Consider the following 17,497-nt stretch of genomic DNA (forward strand, 5'->3'; position numbering starts at 1 on the left):
ATGGCCACTGCCCATCTCGAACACCACCTTGTCCTGCTGGACCACTTGCGCGGCATCCTCGTGGCGCTGGGCGAGGCGGAGCAGGTACCCGAGGAAAGCCACGCGTTGTTCCTCGAACGCTTCGATGAACTGCGCGCGCAGCTGCCGGTCGACCCCGTGGAAAGCCAGTACCTGGGCCAGGACATCCTGTGTCAGGTGATCACCCGCTACCCGCAGATCGCCCACCTGGTGCCACGTGACCTGCTGTGGTTCTTCGCCGGTGATTGCCTGCACTACATGCCCGACGAAGAGATCGAGCTGTATCAAGCACTGGAAGAACGCCGCTTCGAGGCCGAGGAGAACGACGAGCCGTTCGATTGGAATCAGGAGAAGCAATTGTTGGCCATGTCGGGTCCGCAAAGCCATCATTGACCGTGCTTCACTTCGCCGTCGCAATGACGGCGAAGTGCTGTCTGCATAAGCTGATAACCAAACGCCATTACCCTCCCCCTTGTCGTTCTTCTATAGTCGCCTCACCGGATCACCGGGCATGCCCTCCCCTGTTCTCTTCGAGCCGACCGCGCCAAGCGGATGCGTCGAAGACGAGACTCACATCATGTCCACCCTCTTCACCCCACGACACCTGCTCGCCGCAAGCCTCAGCGTTGCGCTGGGCTTGTCTTTCAGCGTCGCGGCCCACGCCGAAACGCAGCTGCGCATCGGCTACCAGAAATCATCGACCCTGATGGTGCTGCTCAAGCAGCAAGGCACGTTGGAGAAACAACTGGCCGATCAAGGCGTGCGCGTCAGTTGGCATGAATTCGCCAGCGGCCAACCGCTGCTCGAAGCGCTCAACGTTGGCAACGTCGACCTGTCCGCCGACGTCGCCGATACGGTGCCGGTGTTCGCTCAGGCCGCCGGGGGCAAGCTCACTTACTACGCATCCGAGTCGGCCTCGCCGCAGGCCCAGGCGATCCTGGTTCGAAAGGACTCGCCACTCAAGGCACTGATCGATCTCAAAGGCCACTCCGTGGCGGTTACCAAGGCGGCCGGGGCGCACTACCTGCTGCTGGCCGCCTTGCGCAAAGCCGATCTGAAGTTCAGCGATATCCAGCCCGCCTATCTGACCATCGCCGACGGCCGAGCGGCCTTCGAAAACCAGAAAGTGGATGCCTGGGTGGCGTGGGAACCCTTCCTCAGCGCCGCGCAGCAGCACCAACCCACACGCGTGCTGGCCGGCAGCGAAGGCCTGGCGGCGTACAAGCGTTATTACCTGGCCGGCACGCCTTACGCCCAGGCCAACCCAGCCATTCTGAAGACGGTATTCGACGATTTGGCGGAGACCGGCAAATGGGTCAAGTCGCACCCTGCCGAGCCGGCCGCGATACTGGGTCCATTGTGGGGCAACCTGGACCCGGTCGTGGTACAGCAAGCCAACGCCCGTCGCAGCTACGACGTACAGCCGGTCACCCGCGAGGGGCTGGCCGAGCAGCAGAAGATCGCCGACGCCTTTTACGACGAGAAGCTGATTCCCAAGCGGATCGACGCGGTGAACGTGGAGGTATGGGCGCCGGGCCAGTAGTCTATCGGCTTGGGCTTGGGCTTGGGCTTGGGCTTGGGCTTGGCATCAACTGTGCGGCGCCTTGTCTGGCGCCGTCGCGGGGCGGCTCCCGGAAACCTTGCTCTCGATCACGCCGCAGACAAGTGTTCATAGAGGATGACCGCGCCGACCAGCATCAGCACGATGCCACCGATGATTTCCGCGCGTTTGCCGACGACGACGCCCAGTACCCGACCCAGCATGACGCCGATCGTGACCATGACGGTGGTCGCTACGCCGATGGCGGCTGCTGCGATCCAGATGTTCACGTTGACGAAGGCCAGACCTACGCCGACCGCCAGAGCATCGATGCTGGTGGCGAAAGCGGTGACGGCCAGAATGACAAAGGAATGCTGTTGCGGCTTGTCCTCTTCCGGGGCTTCAGCTTTGACGCCGTTGTAGATCATGTGCAGCCCGAGTGCCACCAACAGCACGAAGGCAATCCAGTGATCGAAGTCCTGAACATATGAAGTGGCCGCCTGACCGATGAACCACCCTATCAATGGGGTGATGGTTTCGATCACGCCGAAGATGATACCGGTGCGAAGTGCCTCGGCCAGGCGCGGCTTGTGGAGGCTGGCGCCTTTGCCGATGGCGGCTGCGAAGGCATCGGTGGACATGGCCAAGGCGACGAAAATGATGGAAATGGGGTTCACGGTCGAGCATCCAGCCGGGCTATGAGTCAACGACGCAACCACACGCCCGGCTTTAGGCATGGATGCATCGTTGGTCTCACCAACCCGAAGGTGTTCGTGCCACGGCAGACGGCCGAGAATGTTGACACGAACGCTCTGAACCGAGGTCAAGAGCAGGCTACTCCCCAACAAGGGACGCCACTGTAAGCAGTCGCACATGAAAATTTCGTGAGCGCAACCTTGGGTGTCAGGGCAACAGCGCCTGCCGCCCGATGGCAACCAGTGCACTGTCATCCTGGGGCGTATGAATGCGTGCGCAGAGCACGTTGCGGTAGTGCCGCTCCAGCGCGTTGCGGCGGTCCAGCGCGGGGTTGCCGCCGGCTTCGATGGCCAGCGTCACGGCGCGGATGGCCTGGTTGCAGACCAGGTACTTGATGGCCGGCCAGCGTTCGGCGGGCAGGCGGCCTTCGGCGGACGATTGCAGCAAGGCTTGGTTGGCCAGCAGCAGGCTGTCGATCTCGCCGACCCGCTCCTGAAAGCGCGGCAACGTCGCCAGGGCGGCGCCGAGGTTGGCCGGCACACGATGCTGCAACCAGTCGATGAACGAGTCCCGCGCGGCCTGGGCGACGCCGTCGTAGACGCTGGACATCAGCACCGCCATCCAGCGCAGGCCTTCGGCATCGAGCTCCGGCTGCGGTGCGCTGGCTAGGCTTACGCTTACCGCCTGGTCGAGGGGCACCAGCACGTCGTCGAAGACCACGTCGTGGCTGCAGGTGGCGCGCATGCCCAAGTGGTCCCAAGTGTCTTCGATGCTGACGCCGGGCGTGTCCCTGCGCACCAGCCAGGAGCCGACCAGCGGGTCATCGTCGTCACTGCGCGCCCACACCAGCAGCCAGGTCAGGCCATGGCTGCCCGTGGAGTAGATCTTGCGCCCACTGAGGCGCCAGCCTTCGGTGGTCCGTCGCGCCACGGTGTTGGGCAAACCGCCGCGCGCCGGGGTGCCGAGTTCGGGCTCGACCCGCAGGGAATTGATCAATGCTCCGGTCTCCACGGCCTCCAGAGCCAGGCGTTGCTGCCAGACCTTGGGCCATCGCTCGCTTTGATGCAGACGAGCCTGCTGCAGATACTGCATGACCAGAATCAACGCCGTGGCCGGCTCGCCCTTGGCGACGGCCGCCACCACTTGCTGCGCCGTGGCCAGGTCGGCCCCGCCGCCGCCATAGGCCGTGGGCACGGTCAGGGCCAGCAGGCCCAGGCTGTGCAGGTGCTCGATGTTGTCGTGAGGAAACTCACCGCTGCGGTCGTACCGCTCGGCATGCAGGGCCATTCGCTGAGTCAGCGCGGCAAGGGCGGTGGGGTCGAGTGGGGTCATGGGCAAACTCTGTCGCGCCGTTTAGTAACGGCAGGCCGGCGACAGCACGACTCACCGCCGCGCCGCCGTTGATTTGCGCCCATCTAACCATCCGTCGTGATATGAGTAAAATTCAATTTAGTCATATCCTAATATGCGAAAAACGAGCGATGACTGCCCTCAGTCCGTGTTCATGCCGTGGGCCACGGTTTCCCCGAACACACGAATCGCACCCTGCAGATTGCCGACGAAGGCGGCGTGCACCAGCCACAGGTCGACCATGGGTTTGAAATCCGAGATCTGCAGCACCTGCAGTTGATCGCGGTGTCGGCTGTGCTGCAACAGCGGTGCCGGGACCAGCCCCAGGCCCATGCCACTGGCCGCCAGACCCAGCTGCAGGTCGGTACCGAAAATCTCCAGATTGAGTTTCAGGCTCAGACCCTGTTCGGCCAAGGCGTGCGTAAGGCCAGCGCGGAAGCCGCAGCCATCAGGGTTCAAAACCCATCCGGTACTCTGGCAATCGGCGAGCTTGCACCGTTTACCGAGGTCCAGGCCCTTGGCGCCGACCACCAGCAGCGGCATGCGCGCCAGGGAGTGCCCCACCACGCCCTCGGGAAACACCTTGCCGGCCGGGAACAGTGCCGCAGCGGCGTCCAGCTCCCGGTGCTGAATGCGCTGGACCAACTGGCCGCCCCAACCGTGTGCGACCTGCACCTGCAGATCTGCGAAGCGCTGCTTCAAGGCTTGCAGGGCATCGAGCAGGACCGCGTCGCCCACGGTCTGCGGCACGCCGAGGCGCAGGGTGCCGGAAGGCGCTGCATCTTCGGCCACCAACTCATGCAACGAATCGATCTCGCGCATCACGCCCTGGCAGCGTTCGTACACACGCAGGCCGATGGCCGTGGGTTTCATGGGCTTTGTGTGGCGATCGAGCAGGATCGCTCCCAGTGACTCTTCGAGACTCTGCAGACGCCGGGTGATGGCGGACTGGGTCAATTGCAGGGATTCGGCGGCAACGCTCAACGATTGCAATCGCACGACCGCCAGAAACGCTTGGATGTCATCTATCTTCATTCGCTTTTCGCATATTAGCTTATGAACAAATTGAATTTCGGGAAGCTTACCCCCTTTGCTAGGGTAATAACGAATCTGTTCGAGGGCTACTGAAATGACTCATCCCCTGCGCTATGACCGTTTTCGCCAGTTCGTCGGCGACCTGGCCGAGCTGCTCGAGCGCACGTCCAGCGAGCTCGAGGTGCTGGAGCACGGCGCGGTGTTGCTGCAACGACTGGTCAGCCATGACGACTGGCTGCCGGAAATCGCTGCGCAACCGGATCCGCAACGCTACCAGCAATTCCTGCTGCACGCCGATGCGCGCCAGCGCTTTTCCGTGGTGAGCTTCATCTGGGGCCCGGGGCAGCGCACACCGATCCATGACCATCGCGTGTGGGGCCTGATCGGCATGTTGCGCGGCGCCGAATTCTCCCAAGGCTTCAGCCGCACGGTCGATGGCCGCCTGGCACCCGACGGTGCGCCTGTGCGTCTGGGTCCGGGGCAGGTCGAGGCGGTCTCGCCCAGCGTCGGCGATATCCACCAGGTCAGCAATGCCTTCGACGACCGTGTCTCCATCAGCATCCATGTCTACGGCGCCAACATCGGCGCCGTGCAGCGCGCCGTGTACAGCGAGAGCGGCGAAGAGAAACCCTTCATTTCCGGCTATTCCAATGCCGGTATCCCCAATTTCTGGGACCTGTCCAAACAGCCTGCGTCCACCGAAAGCTCGTTCAAAGAGAGATCGCCCGCATGACCAAGATTGCCGTACGCCCCTACTCCGCGATTCGCCAGGCATTGCTGGACCAGCAGGAACTGGCCTTGATCGATGTGCGCGAGGAAGCGCCCTTCGCCGAGGCGCATCCGTTGTTCGCCGCCAACATTCCCCTGTCGCGCCTGGAGCTGGACATCTACGCCCGCGTACCGCGCCGGGATACCGCGATCACCGTCTACGACGATGGCGAAGAACTTGCCCAATTGGCGGCGCAACGCTTGCAGGCGCTGGGCTATACCGATGTGGCCCTGCTGGAAAACGGTCTGGCTGGCTGGCGCGAGGCGGGTGGAGAATTGTTTCGCGACGTCAACGTGCCGAGCAAAGCGTTCGGTGAACTGGTGGAAAGCCGTCGCCACACACCCTCGCTGGCGGCCGAGGAGGTCAAGGCGCTGCTCGACCGTCAGGCGGACGTGGTGGTGGTCGACGCACGCCGTTTCGATGAATACCAGACCATGAGCATCCCCGGCGGTATCAGCGTGCCGGGCGCCGAACTGGTGCTGCGCATCCGCGAACTGGCACCGAACCCGCAGACCCAGGTGATCGTCAACTGCGCCGGGCGCACCCGCAGCATCATCGGCACCCAGTCACTGGTCAACGCCGGGATCCCCAACCCGGTGGCGGCGCTGCGCAACGGCACCATCGGCTGGACGCTGGCCGGTCAGACCCTGGAGCACGGCCAGCAACGTCGTTTCGGTGAAGTCGACGAACACACCCGTGCCGCAGCAGCGCAGTCGGCACGCGCAGTGGCAGACAAGGCCGGCGTGCAGCGGACGACGCTAGCGACACTAGGCAACTGGCAGGCCGAACAGGGGCGCACCACCTATGTGTTCGACGTGCGCACCCCGGAAGAATACGCGACCGGGCATTTGCCTGCGGCTCGCTCCACGCCCGGCGGTCAGCTGGTGCAGGAAACCGATCACTTCGCCAGTGTGCGCGGCGCGCGGCTTGTGCTGGTCGACGACGACGGTGTGCGCGCCAACATGAGTGCGTCGTGGCTGGCCCAGATGGGCTGGGACGTGTCCGTGCTGGACGATGCGCAATCCAGCGACTTCACCGCCACGGGCGCCTGGCAGGCACCATTGCCGCCCCTGCCCGAGGCGCCGACGGTCAGCCCGACCACACTCGCCCAGTGGCAGAGCGAGGGCGACACCCAGGTGTTCGATTTCACCACCAGTGCCAACCATGTGCAGCGCCACATCGCCGGCGCCCACTGGGCATTGCGCGCGCAACTGCCCCAGGCCCTGGAGAACGTGCCGGTGGCCAAGCGCTACGTGGTGACCTGTGGCAGCAGTCTGCTGGCGCGCTTCGCCGTGGCCGACCTGCAAGCCTTGACTGGCAAACCTGTCTTCCTCCTCGAAGGCGGCAATGCAGCCTGGGTGGCGGCAGGCCTGCCGGTGGAGCAAGGCGATCATCGTTTGGCGGTGCCTCGCAGCGATCGCTATCGCCGCCCCTACGAGGGCACCGACAACCCCCGCGAGGCCATGCAAGGCTATCTGGACTGGGAGTTCGGTCTGGTCGAGCAACTGGCCAAGGACGGCACCCACGGCTTCAAGGTGATCTGACCGCGCCACACCCCTTACCTCACTGGCAGCTCGGGACCTGATGAAACCGGACCGAGCGGCGATCGCGCCTCAGCGCCAGCGCCGCCGGTCTGTACGTTTTTCAGGAGAGACCCGAATGACTTCGTTGTCCGTTCTGCACGATTCCACGCCCACGCTGCGCCAGCGGGTCACGCCCCAGGAATGGGAGGTGCGCGTCAAGCTCGCGGCTGCCTATCGACTGGCCGCGCAATTGCGCTGGACCGACCATATCTACACGCACTTCTCGGCGCGGGTACCCGGCGATCAGGAGCACTTCCTGATCAACGCCTTCGGCCTGCTGTTCGATGAAATCACCGCATCCAACCTGGTCAAGGTCGACATCGACGGTGAACTGATCGACGACCCCCTGGGCCTGGGCATCAACCACGCCGGCTACGTGATCCACAGCGCCATTCACCGCGCGCGTCCCGACCTCAAGGCCGTGTTGCACACCCACACCCGCGACGGCGCCGCCGTGTCGGCGCAACGCAACGGCTTGCTGCCGCTGTCCCAGCACGCCCTGCTCTACTACAGTCGCGTGGCCTACCACGGCTATGAAGGCATTGCCCTGGACCTCGACGAACAGACGCGCCTGGTCAGCAACCTGGGCGACAGCAACATCCTCATCCTGCGCAACCATGGGCTGTTGACCGGTGGCGTCAGCGTGGAGCACGCCTTTCGCGAACTGCATGGCCTGGAGCGGGCCTGCAACATCCAGATCGCCGCCCAGGCTGGCGGCAATGCCGACCTGCTGCTGGCGCCGCAGGCGGCCATCGACAAGGTGCACCAGCAGTCCGCCAGTGCCGCCAGCGGCGACAACCCCAAGATCCAGCTGCACTGGGACGCCTTGATCCGTCAGCTGGACCGCGAGGGCCAAGACTATGCCACCTGAAATCGCCCTCCAGCCGGTTGCACAAGCACCCTTGCAGATGCTGGAAATCACCCCCAGTGCGCCCCGCCGCGGCGTGCGCGTGCCAGGCTTCGTGCTCAGGCTGCTGAGCCCGCTGGCGATCCTTGTGCTGTGGGAGCTGGCCTCCCGGGCCGGGCTGATTCCACCGCGCATCATTGCCGCGCCGTCGAGCATCGCGGTGACCTTCTGGTCCCTGACGGTCAGCGGCGAACTGCCCATGCACCTGTTGATCTCCCTGCAACGCGCGGTGTCGGGGCTGGCCATCGGAGTCATCATCGGCACCGTCGCCGCCCTGTTCACCGGGCTGTCGCGACGCGGCGAAGTGCTGCTCGACTCGCCCATGCAGATGCTGCGCACCGTGCCGTCACTGGCGCTGGTGCCGCTGTTCATTCTCTGGTTCGGCATCGGCGAATTCACCAAGGTCGCGCTCATCGTCATGGGCACCACCTTTCCGGTGTACCTGAACCTGTTCGCCGGTATCCGCAGCATCGACCCCAAGCTGATCGAAGCCGGCAATACCCTGGGGCTGAACCGTCGCGAGCTGGTCTGGCACGTGATATTGCCGGGCGCACTGCCGTCGTTCTTCGTCGGCCTGCGCTACTCCCTGGCGATTTCCTGGCTGGCGCTGGTGTTCGTCGAGCAGATCAACGCGACCTCCGGCATCGGCTTTCTGGCCAGCGACGCGCGCGACTTCATGCGCACCGACATCATCGTCATCTGCCTGCTGGTGTACAGCCTGCTGGGGTTGGTGATCGACGGCATCATCCGCGCCCTGGAGCACTACGCCCTGGCCTGGCGCCCCTCCTTCGTGAAGAGCTGATTCCCATGACCGCACACACCGCGCTGCACCCCCAACCCGCCGTCAGCCTGCAGAACGTGGTGCGCCAGTTCGGCGCCAATCGTGTCATCGACGGCCTGGACCTGGACATCGCGCCCGGCGAGTTCGTTGCCCTGCTGGGCGCCAGCGGGTCGGGCAAGACCACCCTGCTGCGCTCGCTGGCCGGGCTCGATCCGATCGAAGGCGGCCGCCTGCTGGTGCCCGCGGCGCGCTCGGCAGTGTTTCAGGAACCGCGCCTGATGCCGTGGAAACGGGTGTGGAAGAACGTCACCCTCGGCGTGCGCGCCCCGCAGGCTCGCGAGCGTGCGGTCAAGGCCCTGACCGAAGTGGGCCTGGCGCATCGGCTCGATGCCTTTCCGGGCACCTTGTCCGGCGGGGAAGCCCAGCGCGTGGCACTGGCGCGCAGCCTGGTGCGCGAGCCTCGCCTGCTGTTGCTGGACGAACCCTTCGCGGCCCTCGACGCATTGACCCGTATCCGCATGCATCAGTTGATCATCGACCTGTGGCGCGCCCACGGACCGGCAGTGTTGCTCGTCACCCACGACGTGGAAGAAGCGATCCTGCTGGCCGATCGCATCATCGTGCTCAAGCAGGGGCGCATCGCCGAGGCGCTGCCCATCGGCCTGGATCGCCCTCGGGAAAAAGGCACCCCGGCCTTCAATGCCATTCGCCGTCGTCTGCTCGGACTGCTGGGCGTGGACGCCAGCCCGCCTCAGGTGGCCGATGGGCCCTTGCCGCTGGCCAGCAGACCACTAGCGCTTGCGACCTGAATCCAGGTGAGCCCTTCGCGGGCAGAGCCCCACTCCCACAATGAGTGCAGCAGACCTTCGGGCACCACCAACCCTGTGGGAGCGGGGCTCTGCCCGCGAAGGCCCCCACCCCCAAACCCAAGCCGATCACAGCACTACAAAGGACCCTCACCCATGCCCCACCCAACCCCCTCATCGGCTTCGAACCCACCCCAACGCCCCCGCCTGCTGGCGCTCGGCGTACTGCTCGCAACGCTTGTAGGCTGCTCACCCTCGGCCCCCGAGCAGGCCGACAAGACCCTGAAGATCGCCTTCTTCGGCGACAACACCACCCTGGTCAGCGTCGACCCGTTCCAGGTCTACTGGCTCGAACACCGCGTGCTGTTGCGCAACGTTGCCGAATCCCTGACCGATCAGGACCCCGACAGCGGCAAGATCATTCCCTGGCTGGCGAAAAGCTGGAACATCAGCGACGACGCCCTGAGCTACACCTTTCACCTGCGTGACGACGTCAGCTTCAGCAACGGCGAGCGCTTCGATGCACACGCGGTCAAGACGGCGTTCGACAGCGACAAGGCCTTCGCTCAGGAACTGCCGGCCACCTTCGGTGCCACCTACCTGGCCGGCTACGACCACGCCGAGGTGCTGGACGACTTCACCGTCAAACTGGTGCTGTCGCGACCCAACGCCGGCTTCCTCCAGGCGACGTCCACCACCAACCTGGCGATTCTCGCCCCGGCGTCCTACCAATTGACCGCCAAGCAGCGCTCTCTGGGCCAGATCATCGGCACCGGGCCTTTCGTGCTGGAGCACTACACACCGGAGAGCGGCGCCCGCCTGACCCGTCGTACGGGCTACCACTGGGCGTCGGCGAACATGAAGAACAAGGCCGAGGCTCATCTCGATGCGGTGGACATCAGCTACATCGCCGAGGAAAGCGTACGCAATGGCTTGTTCCTGCAAGGCAAGGTCGATGTGCTGTGGCCGCGCAACCCCTTCTCGGAAGTCGACCTCAAGCTGTACCAGAGCAAGGGCGCGACCATCCAGAGCCGTGCCTTGCCGGGCCCGGCCCTGAACCTCTACCCCAACACCCGCAACGGCCGCGTGCTGGCCGACAAGAAAGTTCGTCAGGCACTGCTCAAGGCCATCGACCGCAAGAGCTACGCCAGCACCGTGTACAACGCCGATTTCCCGGTGGTGACCGGCGTCTACGACAGCACCACGCCGTACTTCAAGGCCCAAGGCGACAAGCTGGCCTACGATGCCGCCGGTGCCGCGCGCCTGCTCGACGACGCGGGCTGGGTCCCGGCTGCCGACGGCTATCGGCACAAGGACGGCAAGCGCCTGAGCCTGGCCTACAACATCAACGGCAGCGAAACGGCGGGTGATGTGCTGGTGCAGGACCAACTGCGCAAAGTGGGCATCGACCTCAAGCTCAACGTGGTGACCCGCGCCGAATGGACGGCGGCCAACGCCCAGGGCAACTACGACCTGACGTCCACCTACATGACCCGCGCCGATCCGATCATCCTGCAGACGATTCTCGATCCGCGCAGCGCCAACAGCTCGACCCTGGCCACCAACACCTACGAACCGGCCACTCTCAACCGCGCGACCGCCCTGTTCGATGCCGGCATCACCGCCACCCAGACCGAGCAGCGCGCCAAGGCCTATGGCGACTTGCAGGACCTGCTGGTGGACGAAGCCTCGGCCTTTCCGATCTACGAGCGGGTCTGGCAGGCCGCCACCGCCGCGCGGGTGAAGAACTTCCACTGGACCGCCGAGGGCTTCGCCTTCCTCGGTGACATCGAGGTCGGCACGCCATGAACCGTTACCTGCTGGGCCGTGTCGGCCAGGCGCTGCTGGTGCTGTGGGGCGCCTATACCATCACCTACTTCATCCTCTACCTGCTGCCGGGCGATACGCTGTCGATCATGCTCAGCGCGTCGGGCATCGAGGTCGATGCGCTGTCGCCTGCGGACCTGGCCAAGGCGCGTGCCTACTACGGGCTGGATCGCGGTCTGTTCGAGCAGTACGGGCATCTGCTCTGGCAGGCCCTGCAGGGTGACTTCGGCCAGTCGTTGTCACTCAACCGGCCCGTGACCGCGTTGCTGGCCGAGCGCCTGCCCCAAACCCTGACCCTGGCCGGTTCAGCCATCGTGCTGTCGCTGATCGGCGGCGTCGGCCTGGCCTACCTGACCGCCTACGTACGTTGGCAGCCGCTGCAATCGGCCATGGCACGTCTGCCTTCGCTGGGCTTCTCGGTGCCGGTGTTCTGGCTGGGGCTGCTGCTGATCCAGGTGTTCGCCTTCGGTCTTGGCTGGTTTCCCGCCACCGGCAGCCAAGGCCTGGACAGCCTGGTGCTGCCAGCCATCACCCTGGCGATCCCCAGCGCGGCAGTGTATGCGCAGGTGCTGCAACGCGGGTTCCAGCACGTGGCTCGCGAGCCCTACATCACTACCGCCTACGCCAAGGGCCTCAGCCGAGCCCAGGTGCAGTACCGCCACGGCCTGAAGAACGCCGCGCTGCCCATCCTCACGCTGTTCGGCCTGCAGGTCGGCAATACCGTGTCCGGCGCGGTGCTGGTGGAAACCATCTTCAGCCGCAACGGCGTCGGTCGCCTGGCCCAGGAAGCGGTGCTACGCCAAGACATCCCGGTGGTGCTGGCCATCGTCGCGATCTCGGCCGCCGCCTTCGTGGTGGTGAACCTGCTGGTGGACCTGCTCTACCCGATCTTCGACCCACGTATCACTCACGCGCCTGCCGCGCCCACAGCGGCCTAGGCCAGCCAAGGACTTCGCTCATGCCTTCATCCAATGCCGTGCGTGATCTCGACCAGCGCCTCATCCCGGCCGCGCCTGCTGCGACGGTCTACGCGCCGCCACCGACAGCGGTCCTGCCCGCCTGGCGGCGGCGCAGTCGCTGGGCGCGCCTGCTCGCGGCCTCACGTCCCTTGTCACGCCGACCTGGCTTCCTGCTGGCAGCCCTGATGGTCGCCTTCGCCTTGCTCGCGGCCGTGGCACCGGGCGCGCTGAGCGGCTTCGACCCCAATGCCACCGCGCCGCTGGCCAAGCTCACCGCGCCGAATGCGACCCACTGGTTCGGCACCGACGAGTTGGGCCGCGATCTCTACACCCGGGTGATACACGGTGCCAGCCTGTCGATCCAGGCTGCGCTACTGGCCGTCGGCCTGGCCCTGCTCGGAGGCCTGACCCTGGGCGTGCTGTCGGGGTTCGCCGGTGGCCGCGTGGATGCGGTGATCATGCGCGTGATCGACGTGCTGCTGGCCCTGCCCGGCTTGCTCCTGGCCTTGGCCATCGTCACCGCCATCGGCTTCGGCACCTTGCCGGTGGCCCTCGCCGTGGGCGTCGGGATCATTCCCGGCTTTGCCCGCACCACCCGCGCCGAAGTGCTGCGGGTCAAGACCCTGCCCTATGTCGAGGCCGCACGACTGGGCGGCGCGAGCTGGCTGCAGACCTTGTGGCGGCACATCCTGCCCAACGCCTGGGGCCCGGTCGCGGTACTCGCCACCCTGGATTTCGGCGCGGCCATCCTGGCCACTGCCGGGCTCAGCTTCCTGGGTTTCGGCGCCGCACCACCGGCGCCGGAATGGGGCACGCTGATCGCCACCGGGCGGCACTTTCTGATCACCGCACCATGGGTGGCGCTATTGCCCGGCGTGTTCGTCGTGGCGGTGGTGTTCAGCCTCAACCACCTGGCCCGCACCCTCGAAGAGATCAAGCGATGAATCCGCTCATTGAAGTGCACGACCTGAGCATCGCCTACCTTCACGGGCCGCAACAGACCCAGGCCGTGACCGATGTATCGTTCAGCCTGATGCAAGGCGAGACCCTGGCCATCGTCGGTGAATCCGGCTCGGGCAAGACCACCATCGCCAACGCCATTCTTGGCTTGCTGCCGGACAGCGCCGTGGTCACCGCCGGGCGCCTGTTCGTGGCTGGTCAGGACCTGAGTCAGGCCAGCGAACGGACCAAACGCCAGTTGCGCGGCCGCACCATCGGCCTGGTGCCGCAAGACCCGATGGTCAGCCTCAATCCGACCCAGCGCATCGGCCGCCAGATCGCCGAAGCCTTGGTGCTGGCCAAGGGTGCGCGCTACAAAGGGGTGGACGCCGACGTCAGCGAACTGCTGGCCCAGGTGGGTCTGGACAACCCGCAGCTGCGCGCTCGGCAGTACCCCCATGAGTTGTCCGGCGGCATGCGCCAACGGGTGCTGATCGCCATTGCCCTGGCCGGCAACCCGCGCCTGATCATCGCCGACGAGCCCACCAGCGCCCTGGACGTCACCGTGCAGCGGCGCATCCTCGACCATCTCGAAGGGCTGGTACGCGAGCGCGGCATTTCCCTGCTGATCATCACCCACGACCTGGGCGTGGCTGCCGACCGAGCCGACCGCGTGCTGGTGATGAAGGCCGGCGCGTTGGTCGAACAGGGCACGCCGCATCAGGTGCTGGCCAACCCGAGACAGCCCTATACCCGCGCGCTGATCGCCGCAGCGCCGGCGTTCGCCGAGCACCGCGCACCGCGCCCGGCTCCCGCCTCGGGGCAAACGCCCCTGCTTTCCCTGACGGCGGTGAACAAGCATTACCGCCTGCCACGCATGCGCGGCCAGGCCGAGCGTTTCCAGGCGCTGGCCGATGTGAGCTTCAAGGTCTGCGCCGGGCAGACCTTGGGCATCGTCGGCGAATCGGGCTCGGGCAAGAGCACAGCGTTGCGCATCGCCTTGGGCCTGGAGAAAGCCGACAGCGGTCGCGTTCAGTTCGCCGATCAGGACGTGACCGACTTCGGCTGGCGACAATTCAGACCCTTGCGTCGGCGCATGCAATTGGTCCAGCAGAACCCCTTCGCAGCGCTGGACCCGCGCCTGTCGATCTTCGACAGCATCGTCGAGCCGTTGGTCTCGTTCGGGCTGGCCAAAGGTGCGGAGCTGGATCGCGCCGCGCGTGAGCTGATCGAACGGGTGCATTTGCCGGCGCATTTTCTCGACCGTCTGCCCAGAGAACTGTCCGGCGGTCAGCGCCAGCGCGTGGCCATCGCCCGGGCGCTGGCGTTGCAGCCCGATCTGGTATTGCTGGACGAGCCGGTGTCGGCGCTGGATGTTTCGGTGCAGCGGCAGATTCTCGACCTGCTGGACGAACTGCAACGCGAGCTGGGTATCGCCTATGTGATCGTTTCGCACGATCTGGCGGTGATCGCCAACGTGGCCGATGACGTGCTGGTCATGCGCCAGGGCCGCATCGTCGACCAAGGCCCCACCGCCCAGCTGTTCGACCAGCCATCGAATCCCTACACCCGCGCGTTGCTCGACGCCGTTCCCGGCAAGCGCCAACGAGCCCTGGCCTAGAATCCGTAGGAGCGGTCATTGGCCGCGAACCTGCTACCACGCTCTTTCTGGTAGACCGCGGCGTTGCATTCGCGGCCGATGACCGCTCCTACGGGGATGCAGTGAATGGGACAGGATCCCAATATGCGCAATACGCATAAACATGATCTAGATGAATCCACAAAAAGAATAATTAACATAGAACTAAATGTCATTTCACAGCGCCCCTTTAGAGCTTTAGTTTGGACCCAGACCGACCCCTTGCCTGGTGGAGGTAACTCAATCCCTCTTCAGGAGTCGCTGTCCATGACCCGTTCCCGTGTCCTTTCCTTCGTTCTGGCGGTGGGGCTGCTGGCCGCTGGCCCGCTGGCCTTTGCCGACAAGCTCGAACCGTTGCGCGTCGCCAATCAGAAATCAAGCCTGAAGCTGTTGCTCACCGCAGCGGGCGAACTCAAAGACGTTCCCTACCCCATCGAGTTTTCCGAGTTCGCTGCCGCCGCGCCCCTGGGCGAAGCGTTGAACGCCGGTGCGGTGGACGTGGGTTACCTGGGCGATGCGCCTTACGTATTCGCGCTGGGTTCCGGCGCGCCGCTCAAAGCCGTCAGCATCACCCATTTCGAAGGCCGCTACACCACCTCCATTCTGGTGCCCAAGGACTCGCCACTGCAGTCGGTTGCCGACCTCAAGGGCAAACGCGTGGTCACCAACCGCGGTTCCATCGGCCACTTTCTGGTGATCAAGGCCCTGCGCGACGCGGGCCTGAAAACCTCCGACATCACCTTCGTCAATTTGCTGCCCAGCGACGCCCAGGGCGCACTGCAATCCGGCGATGCCGACGCCTGGTCGACCTGGGACCCCTACACCACTATCGCGCTGAACCAGGGCAACGCCCGCATCCTGCGCAAGGGCACCGACCTGCTGACCAACAACACCTATCTGGTGGCCACTCAACAGGCCACCGAAAACAAACGCGCTCAGGTCGAGGACTTCGTCGTGCGCCTGGAGCGTGCCTACCAGTGGGCCAATACCCACCACGACGAGTTCGCCGCCGCTCAGGCCCAGGTCACCCGCCTGCCCTTGGCGGTGCACCTGGCCTCGGTCAACGAGACCCGCTACACGCGCGCCGAGATCACCGACGCGGTGATCGCCGACCTGCCGCAAACCGCCGACATCTATCTGGCAGAAGGCGTGCTGGCGCAGCCGGTCAAAGTCGCCCAGGGCTTCGACAAACACTTCAACGATTTCCGCGCACCTACCCAGACCCCGCTGGCCAGCGCGCCATAACAGGAGATTTCCATGAGCACACGACAACTGAAACTGGGCGCCATGATCCACGGCGTAGGGCACGGCTGGGGCGAGTGGCGGCATCCGCAGGCACTGGCCGACGCCAGCACCAACCTGCGTTACTACCAACACCAGGCGCGGCTGGCCGAAGACGCTCGCTTCGACTTCGCCTTCATCGCCGACAGCCTGCACATCCACGAACGCTCCAGCCCCCATTACCTCAACCGCTTCGAGCCGCTGACCCTGCTCTCGGCGCTGGCCGCCACCACCGAGCACATCGGCCTGGTCGCCACCATCACGGTCAGCTACACCGAGCCCTACCAGGTCGCCCGGCAACTGGCCTCCCTCGACCACATCAGCGGCGGCCGCGCCGGCTGGAACGTGGTCACCTCGTGGCTTTCAGGCACCGCCGACAACTTCAGCAAGGCCGAGCATCCACCCCATGCCGTGCGCTACAAGATCGCCCGGGAACACGTGGATGTGGTCAAGGGACTGTGGGACTCCTGGGAGGACGACGCTTTCACCCGCAACAAGGCCACCGGCGAGTTCTTCGACCGCAGTAAACTGCACGCTCTGAACCATCGTGGTGAGTTCTTCCAGGTCAAGGGACCGCTGAACATCGCTCGTTCGCGCCAGGGCCAACCGGTGATTTTCCAGGCCGGTGTTTCCGAAGACGGCCGCAATTTCGCCGCCCAAAACGCCGATGCGATCTTCTGCCGACACGAGTCGTTCACCGAGTCGCGCGCCTATTACCAGGACCTCAAACAGCGCGCTGCCAGCGCCGGTCGCAATCCGGACAAACTGTTCGTCCTGCCGGGCATCAGCCCCATCACCGGGCGTGATCGCGAAGAGGTCGAGCGTCGCTATCAAGAGGCCGCAGACCTGGTCGGCATCGAAGACGCCATCGTCGCCCTGGGCCGCCCGTTCAACGACTACAACTTCAGCGGTCACGATCTGGACGCCCCCTTCCCCGACCTCGGCGACCTGGGCGCCAACAGTCACAAGGGTACGTCCGAGCGGATCAAGCAACTGGCCCGTGACGAGCACCTCACCTTGCGCGAAGTGGCCCTGCGCTTTGCCAAACCCGAGCGGGATTTCGTCGGCCTGCCCGAGGAGGTAGCGGACGCCGTGCAAGCCTGGTTCGAGGGCCACGCCGCCGACGGCTTCATCATCAACTCGCTGCTGCCCGACGGCCTCGAATACTTCACCCGCTACGTGGTGCCGATCCTTCAGCAACGCGGCCTGTTGCGCACCGAGTACCCCGGCCTGACCCTGCGCGACAACCTCGGCCTCGAGGTGCCGGCCAATCGCAACGCGGCCCTGCGCCGCAACGAAGAAGTGGCCTGAAAACCGATTCCCCACCCGCCGTGGCCGTGGGCTCCGGCACTCGATTGCAAAGGACA

Annotated in this window: 15 protein-coding genes, 1 pseudogene and 1 riboswitch; of the genes and pseudogenes, 13 read left to right on the forward strand and 3 right to left on the reverse strand. The window is 65.2% G+C overall.

Annotated features, from left to right (window positions below; translation table 11 throughout):
- Together AC788_RS15535 and AC788_RS15540 are read left to right on the forward strand one after the other, a co-directional pair.
- Window positions 1-411 carry a PA2817 family protein gene (locus AC788_RS15535; RefSeq protein WP_049861485.1) on the forward strand — a complete coding sequence of 137 codons (411 nt, stop codon included), beginning with the start codon at window positions 1-3 and terminating at the stop codon, window positions 409-411.
- Between the two features lie 184 nt (window positions 412-595).
- Window positions 596-1,561, forward strand: a complete 966-nt coding sequence (locus tag AC788_RS15540) for an aliphatic sulfonate ABC transporter substrate-binding protein (RefSeq protein ID WP_049861486.1) — start codon at window positions 596-598, stop codon at window positions 1,559-1,561.
- 107 nt (window positions 1,562-1,668) lie between these two features.
- Here AC788_RS15540 and mntP read toward each other — a convergent pair whose 3' ends face one another.
- From mntP to AC788_RS15555, 3 genes are all read right to left on the reverse strand, one after another.
- A complete protein-coding gene (gene mntP / locus AC788_RS15545; RefSeq protein WP_049861487.1) occupies window positions 1,669-2,235 on the reverse strand; it encodes a manganese efflux pump MntP in 567 nt (188 codons plus the stop codon).
- Between the two features lie 5 nt (window positions 2,236-2,240).
- Window positions 2,241-2,408, reverse strand: a riboswitch (yybP-ykoY riboswitch).
- A gap of 53 nt (window positions 2,409-2,461) precedes the next feature.
- Window positions 2,462-3,586, reverse strand: coding sequence for an acyl-CoA dehydrogenase family protein (locus tag AC788_RS15550; protein WP_049861488.1), 1,125 nt, complete (start codon window positions 3,584-3,586; stop codon window positions 2,462-2,464).
- 159 nt (window positions 3,587-3,745) lie between these two features.
- Window positions 3,746-4,639 carry a LysR family transcriptional regulator gene (locus tag AC788_RS15555; protein ID WP_049861489.1) on the reverse strand — a complete coding sequence of 298 codons (894 nt, stop codon included), beginning with the start codon at window positions 4,637-4,639 and terminating at the stop codon, window positions 3,746-3,748.
- Window positions 4,640-4,733: 94 nt separating this feature from the next.
- Here AC788_RS15555 and AC788_RS15560 point away from each other — a divergent pair, with 94 nt between their 5' ends.
- The 11 genes and pseudogenes from AC788_RS15560 (at window position 4,734) to AC788_RS15610 (ending at window position 17,441) form a co-directional block, all read left to right on the forward strand.
- Complete coding sequence (locus tag AC788_RS15560) at window positions 4,734-5,372, forward strand: cysteine dioxygenase (RefSeq protein WP_049861490.1); 639 nt, start codon at window positions 4,734-4,736, stop codon at window positions 5,370-5,372.
- Window positions 5,369-6,952 carry a rhodanese-related sulfurtransferase gene (locus AC788_RS15565; RefSeq protein WP_049861491.1) on the forward strand — a complete coding sequence of 528 codons (1,584 nt, stop codon included), beginning with the start codon at window positions 5,369-5,371 and terminating at the stop codon, window positions 6,950-6,952. Before AC788_RS15560 ends, AC788_RS15565 begins: the two co-directional genes overlap by 4 nt.
- 115 nt (window positions 6,953-7,067) lie before the next feature.
- The gene (locus AC788_RS15570) at window positions 7,068-7,862 is read left to right on the forward strand and encodes a class II aldolase/adducin family protein (RefSeq protein WP_049861492.1); all 795 of its coding nucleotides are present in this window, start codon (window positions 7,068-7,070) and stop codon (window positions 7,860-7,862) included.
- A 64-nt stretch (window positions 7,863-7,926) separates the two neighbouring features.
- Window positions 7,927-8,700, forward strand: a pseudogene (locus tag AC788_RS15575) (ABC transporter permease); the annotation flags it as partial.
- Window positions 8,701-8,705: 5 nt separating this feature from the next.
- Window positions 8,706-9,488 (forward strand): ABC transporter ATP-binding protein, encoded by a 783-nt coding sequence (locus AC788_RS15580; protein WP_049861494.1) that lies wholly within the window; start codon window positions 8,706-8,708, stop codon window positions 9,486-9,488.
- Window positions 9,489-9,641: 153 nt separating this feature from the next.
- Window positions 9,642-11,294: an ABC transporter substrate-binding protein gene (locus AC788_RS15585; RefSeq protein ID WP_049861495.1), complete on the forward strand. Its 1,653-nt coding sequence runs from the start codon at window positions 9,642-9,644 to the stop codon at window positions 11,292-11,294.
- Window positions 11,291-12,250, forward strand: coding sequence for an ABC transporter permease (locus tag AC788_RS15590; protein ID WP_043187222.1), 960 nt, complete (start codon window positions 11,291-11,293; stop codon window positions 12,248-12,250). The genes AC788_RS15585 and AC788_RS15590 overlap by 4 nt, the downstream gene beginning before the upstream one ends.
- A gap of 20 nt (window positions 12,251-12,270) precedes the next feature.
- Window positions 12,271-13,215, forward strand: a complete 945-nt coding sequence (locus tag AC788_RS15595) for an ABC transporter permease (protein WP_082223690.1) — start codon at window positions 12,271-12,273, stop codon at window positions 13,213-13,215.
- Complete coding sequence (locus tag AC788_RS15600) at window positions 13,212-14,831, forward strand: dipeptide ABC transporter ATP-binding protein (RefSeq protein ID WP_049861496.1); 1,620 nt, start codon at window positions 13,212-13,214, stop codon at window positions 14,829-14,831. The genes AC788_RS15595 and AC788_RS15600 overlap by 4 nt, the downstream gene beginning before the upstream one ends.
- A gap of 285 nt (window positions 14,832-15,116) precedes the next feature.
- Window positions 15,117-16,094: an ABC transporter substrate-binding protein gene (locus tag AC788_RS15605; RefSeq protein ID WP_049861497.1), complete on the forward strand. Its 978-nt coding sequence runs from the start codon at window positions 15,117-15,119 to the stop codon at window positions 16,092-16,094.
- A gap of 12 nt (window positions 16,095-16,106) precedes the next feature.
- Window positions 16,107-17,441, forward strand: a complete 1,335-nt coding sequence (locus AC788_RS15610) for an LLM class flavin-dependent oxidoreductase (RefSeq protein WP_049861498.1) — start codon at window positions 16,107-16,109, stop codon at window positions 17,439-17,441.
- Window positions 17,442-17,497 lie beyond the last annotated feature (56 nt).

The sequence above is a fragment of the Pseudomonas sp. RIT-PI-a genome, assembly GCF_001187875.1.
Classification (GTDB): domain Bacteria; phylum Pseudomonadota; class Gammaproteobacteria; order Pseudomonadales; family Pseudomonadaceae; genus Aquipseudomonas; species Aquipseudomonas coleopterorum.

What these genes read in the sequence shown, in the direction of transcription:
- AC788_RS15590 (WP_043187222.1), top strand. Translation starts at nt 11,291, where the DNA reads ATGAACCGTTACCTGCTGGGCCGTGTCGGCCAGGCGCTGCTGGTGCTG.
- AC788_RS15535 (WP_049861485.1), top strand. Translation starts at nt 1, where the DNA reads ATGGCCACTGCCCATCTCGAACACCACCTTGTCCTGCTGGACCACTTG.
- AC788_RS15565 (WP_049861491.1), top strand. Translation starts at nt 5,369, where the DNA reads ATGACCAAGATTGCCGTACGCCCCTACTCCGCGATTCGCCAGGCATTG.
- AC788_RS15560 (WP_049861490.1), top strand. Translation starts at nt 4,734, where the DNA reads ATGACTCATCCCCTGCGCTATGACCGTTTTCGCCAGTTCGTCGGCGAC.
- AC788_RS15585 (WP_049861495.1), top strand. Translation starts at nt 9,642, where the DNA reads ATGCCCCACCCAACCCCCTCATCGGCTTCGAACCCACCCCAACGCCCC.
- AC788_RS15610 (WP_049861498.1), top strand. Translation starts at nt 16,107, where the DNA reads ATGAGCACACGACAACTGAAACTGGGCGCCATGATCCACGGCGTAGGG.
- AC788_RS15555 (WP_049861489.1), bottom strand. Translation starts at nt 4,639, where the DNA reads ATGAAGATAGATGACATCCAAGCGTTTCTGGCGGTCGTGCGATTGCAA.
- AC788_RS15570 (WP_049861492.1), top strand. Translation starts at nt 7,068, where the DNA reads ATGACTTCGTTGTCCGTTCTGCACGATTCCACGCCCACGCTGCGCCAG.
- AC788_RS15580 (WP_049861494.1), top strand. Translation starts at nt 8,706, where the DNA reads ATGACCGCACACACCGCGCTGCACCCCCAACCCGCCGTCAGCCTGCAG.
- AC788_RS15550 (WP_049861488.1), bottom strand. Translation starts at nt 3,586, where the DNA reads ATGACCCCACTCGACCCCACCGCCCTTGCCGCGCTGACTCAGCGAATG.
- AC788_RS15605 (WP_049861497.1), top strand. Translation starts at nt 15,117, where the DNA reads ATGACCCGTTCCCGTGTCCTTTCCTTCGTTCTGGCGGTGGGGCTGCTG.
- AC788_RS15540 (WP_049861486.1), top strand. Translation starts at nt 596, where the DNA reads ATGTCCACCCTCTTCACCCCACGACACCTGCTCGCCGCAAGCCTCAGC.
- AC788_RS15595 (WP_082223690.1), top strand. Translation starts at nt 12,271, where the DNA reads ATGCCTTCATCCAATGCCGTGCGTGATCTCGACCAGCGCCTCATCCCG.
- AC788_RS15600 (WP_049861496.1), top strand. Translation starts at nt 13,212, where the DNA reads ATGAATCCGCTCATTGAAGTGCACGACCTGAGCATCGCCTACCTTCAC.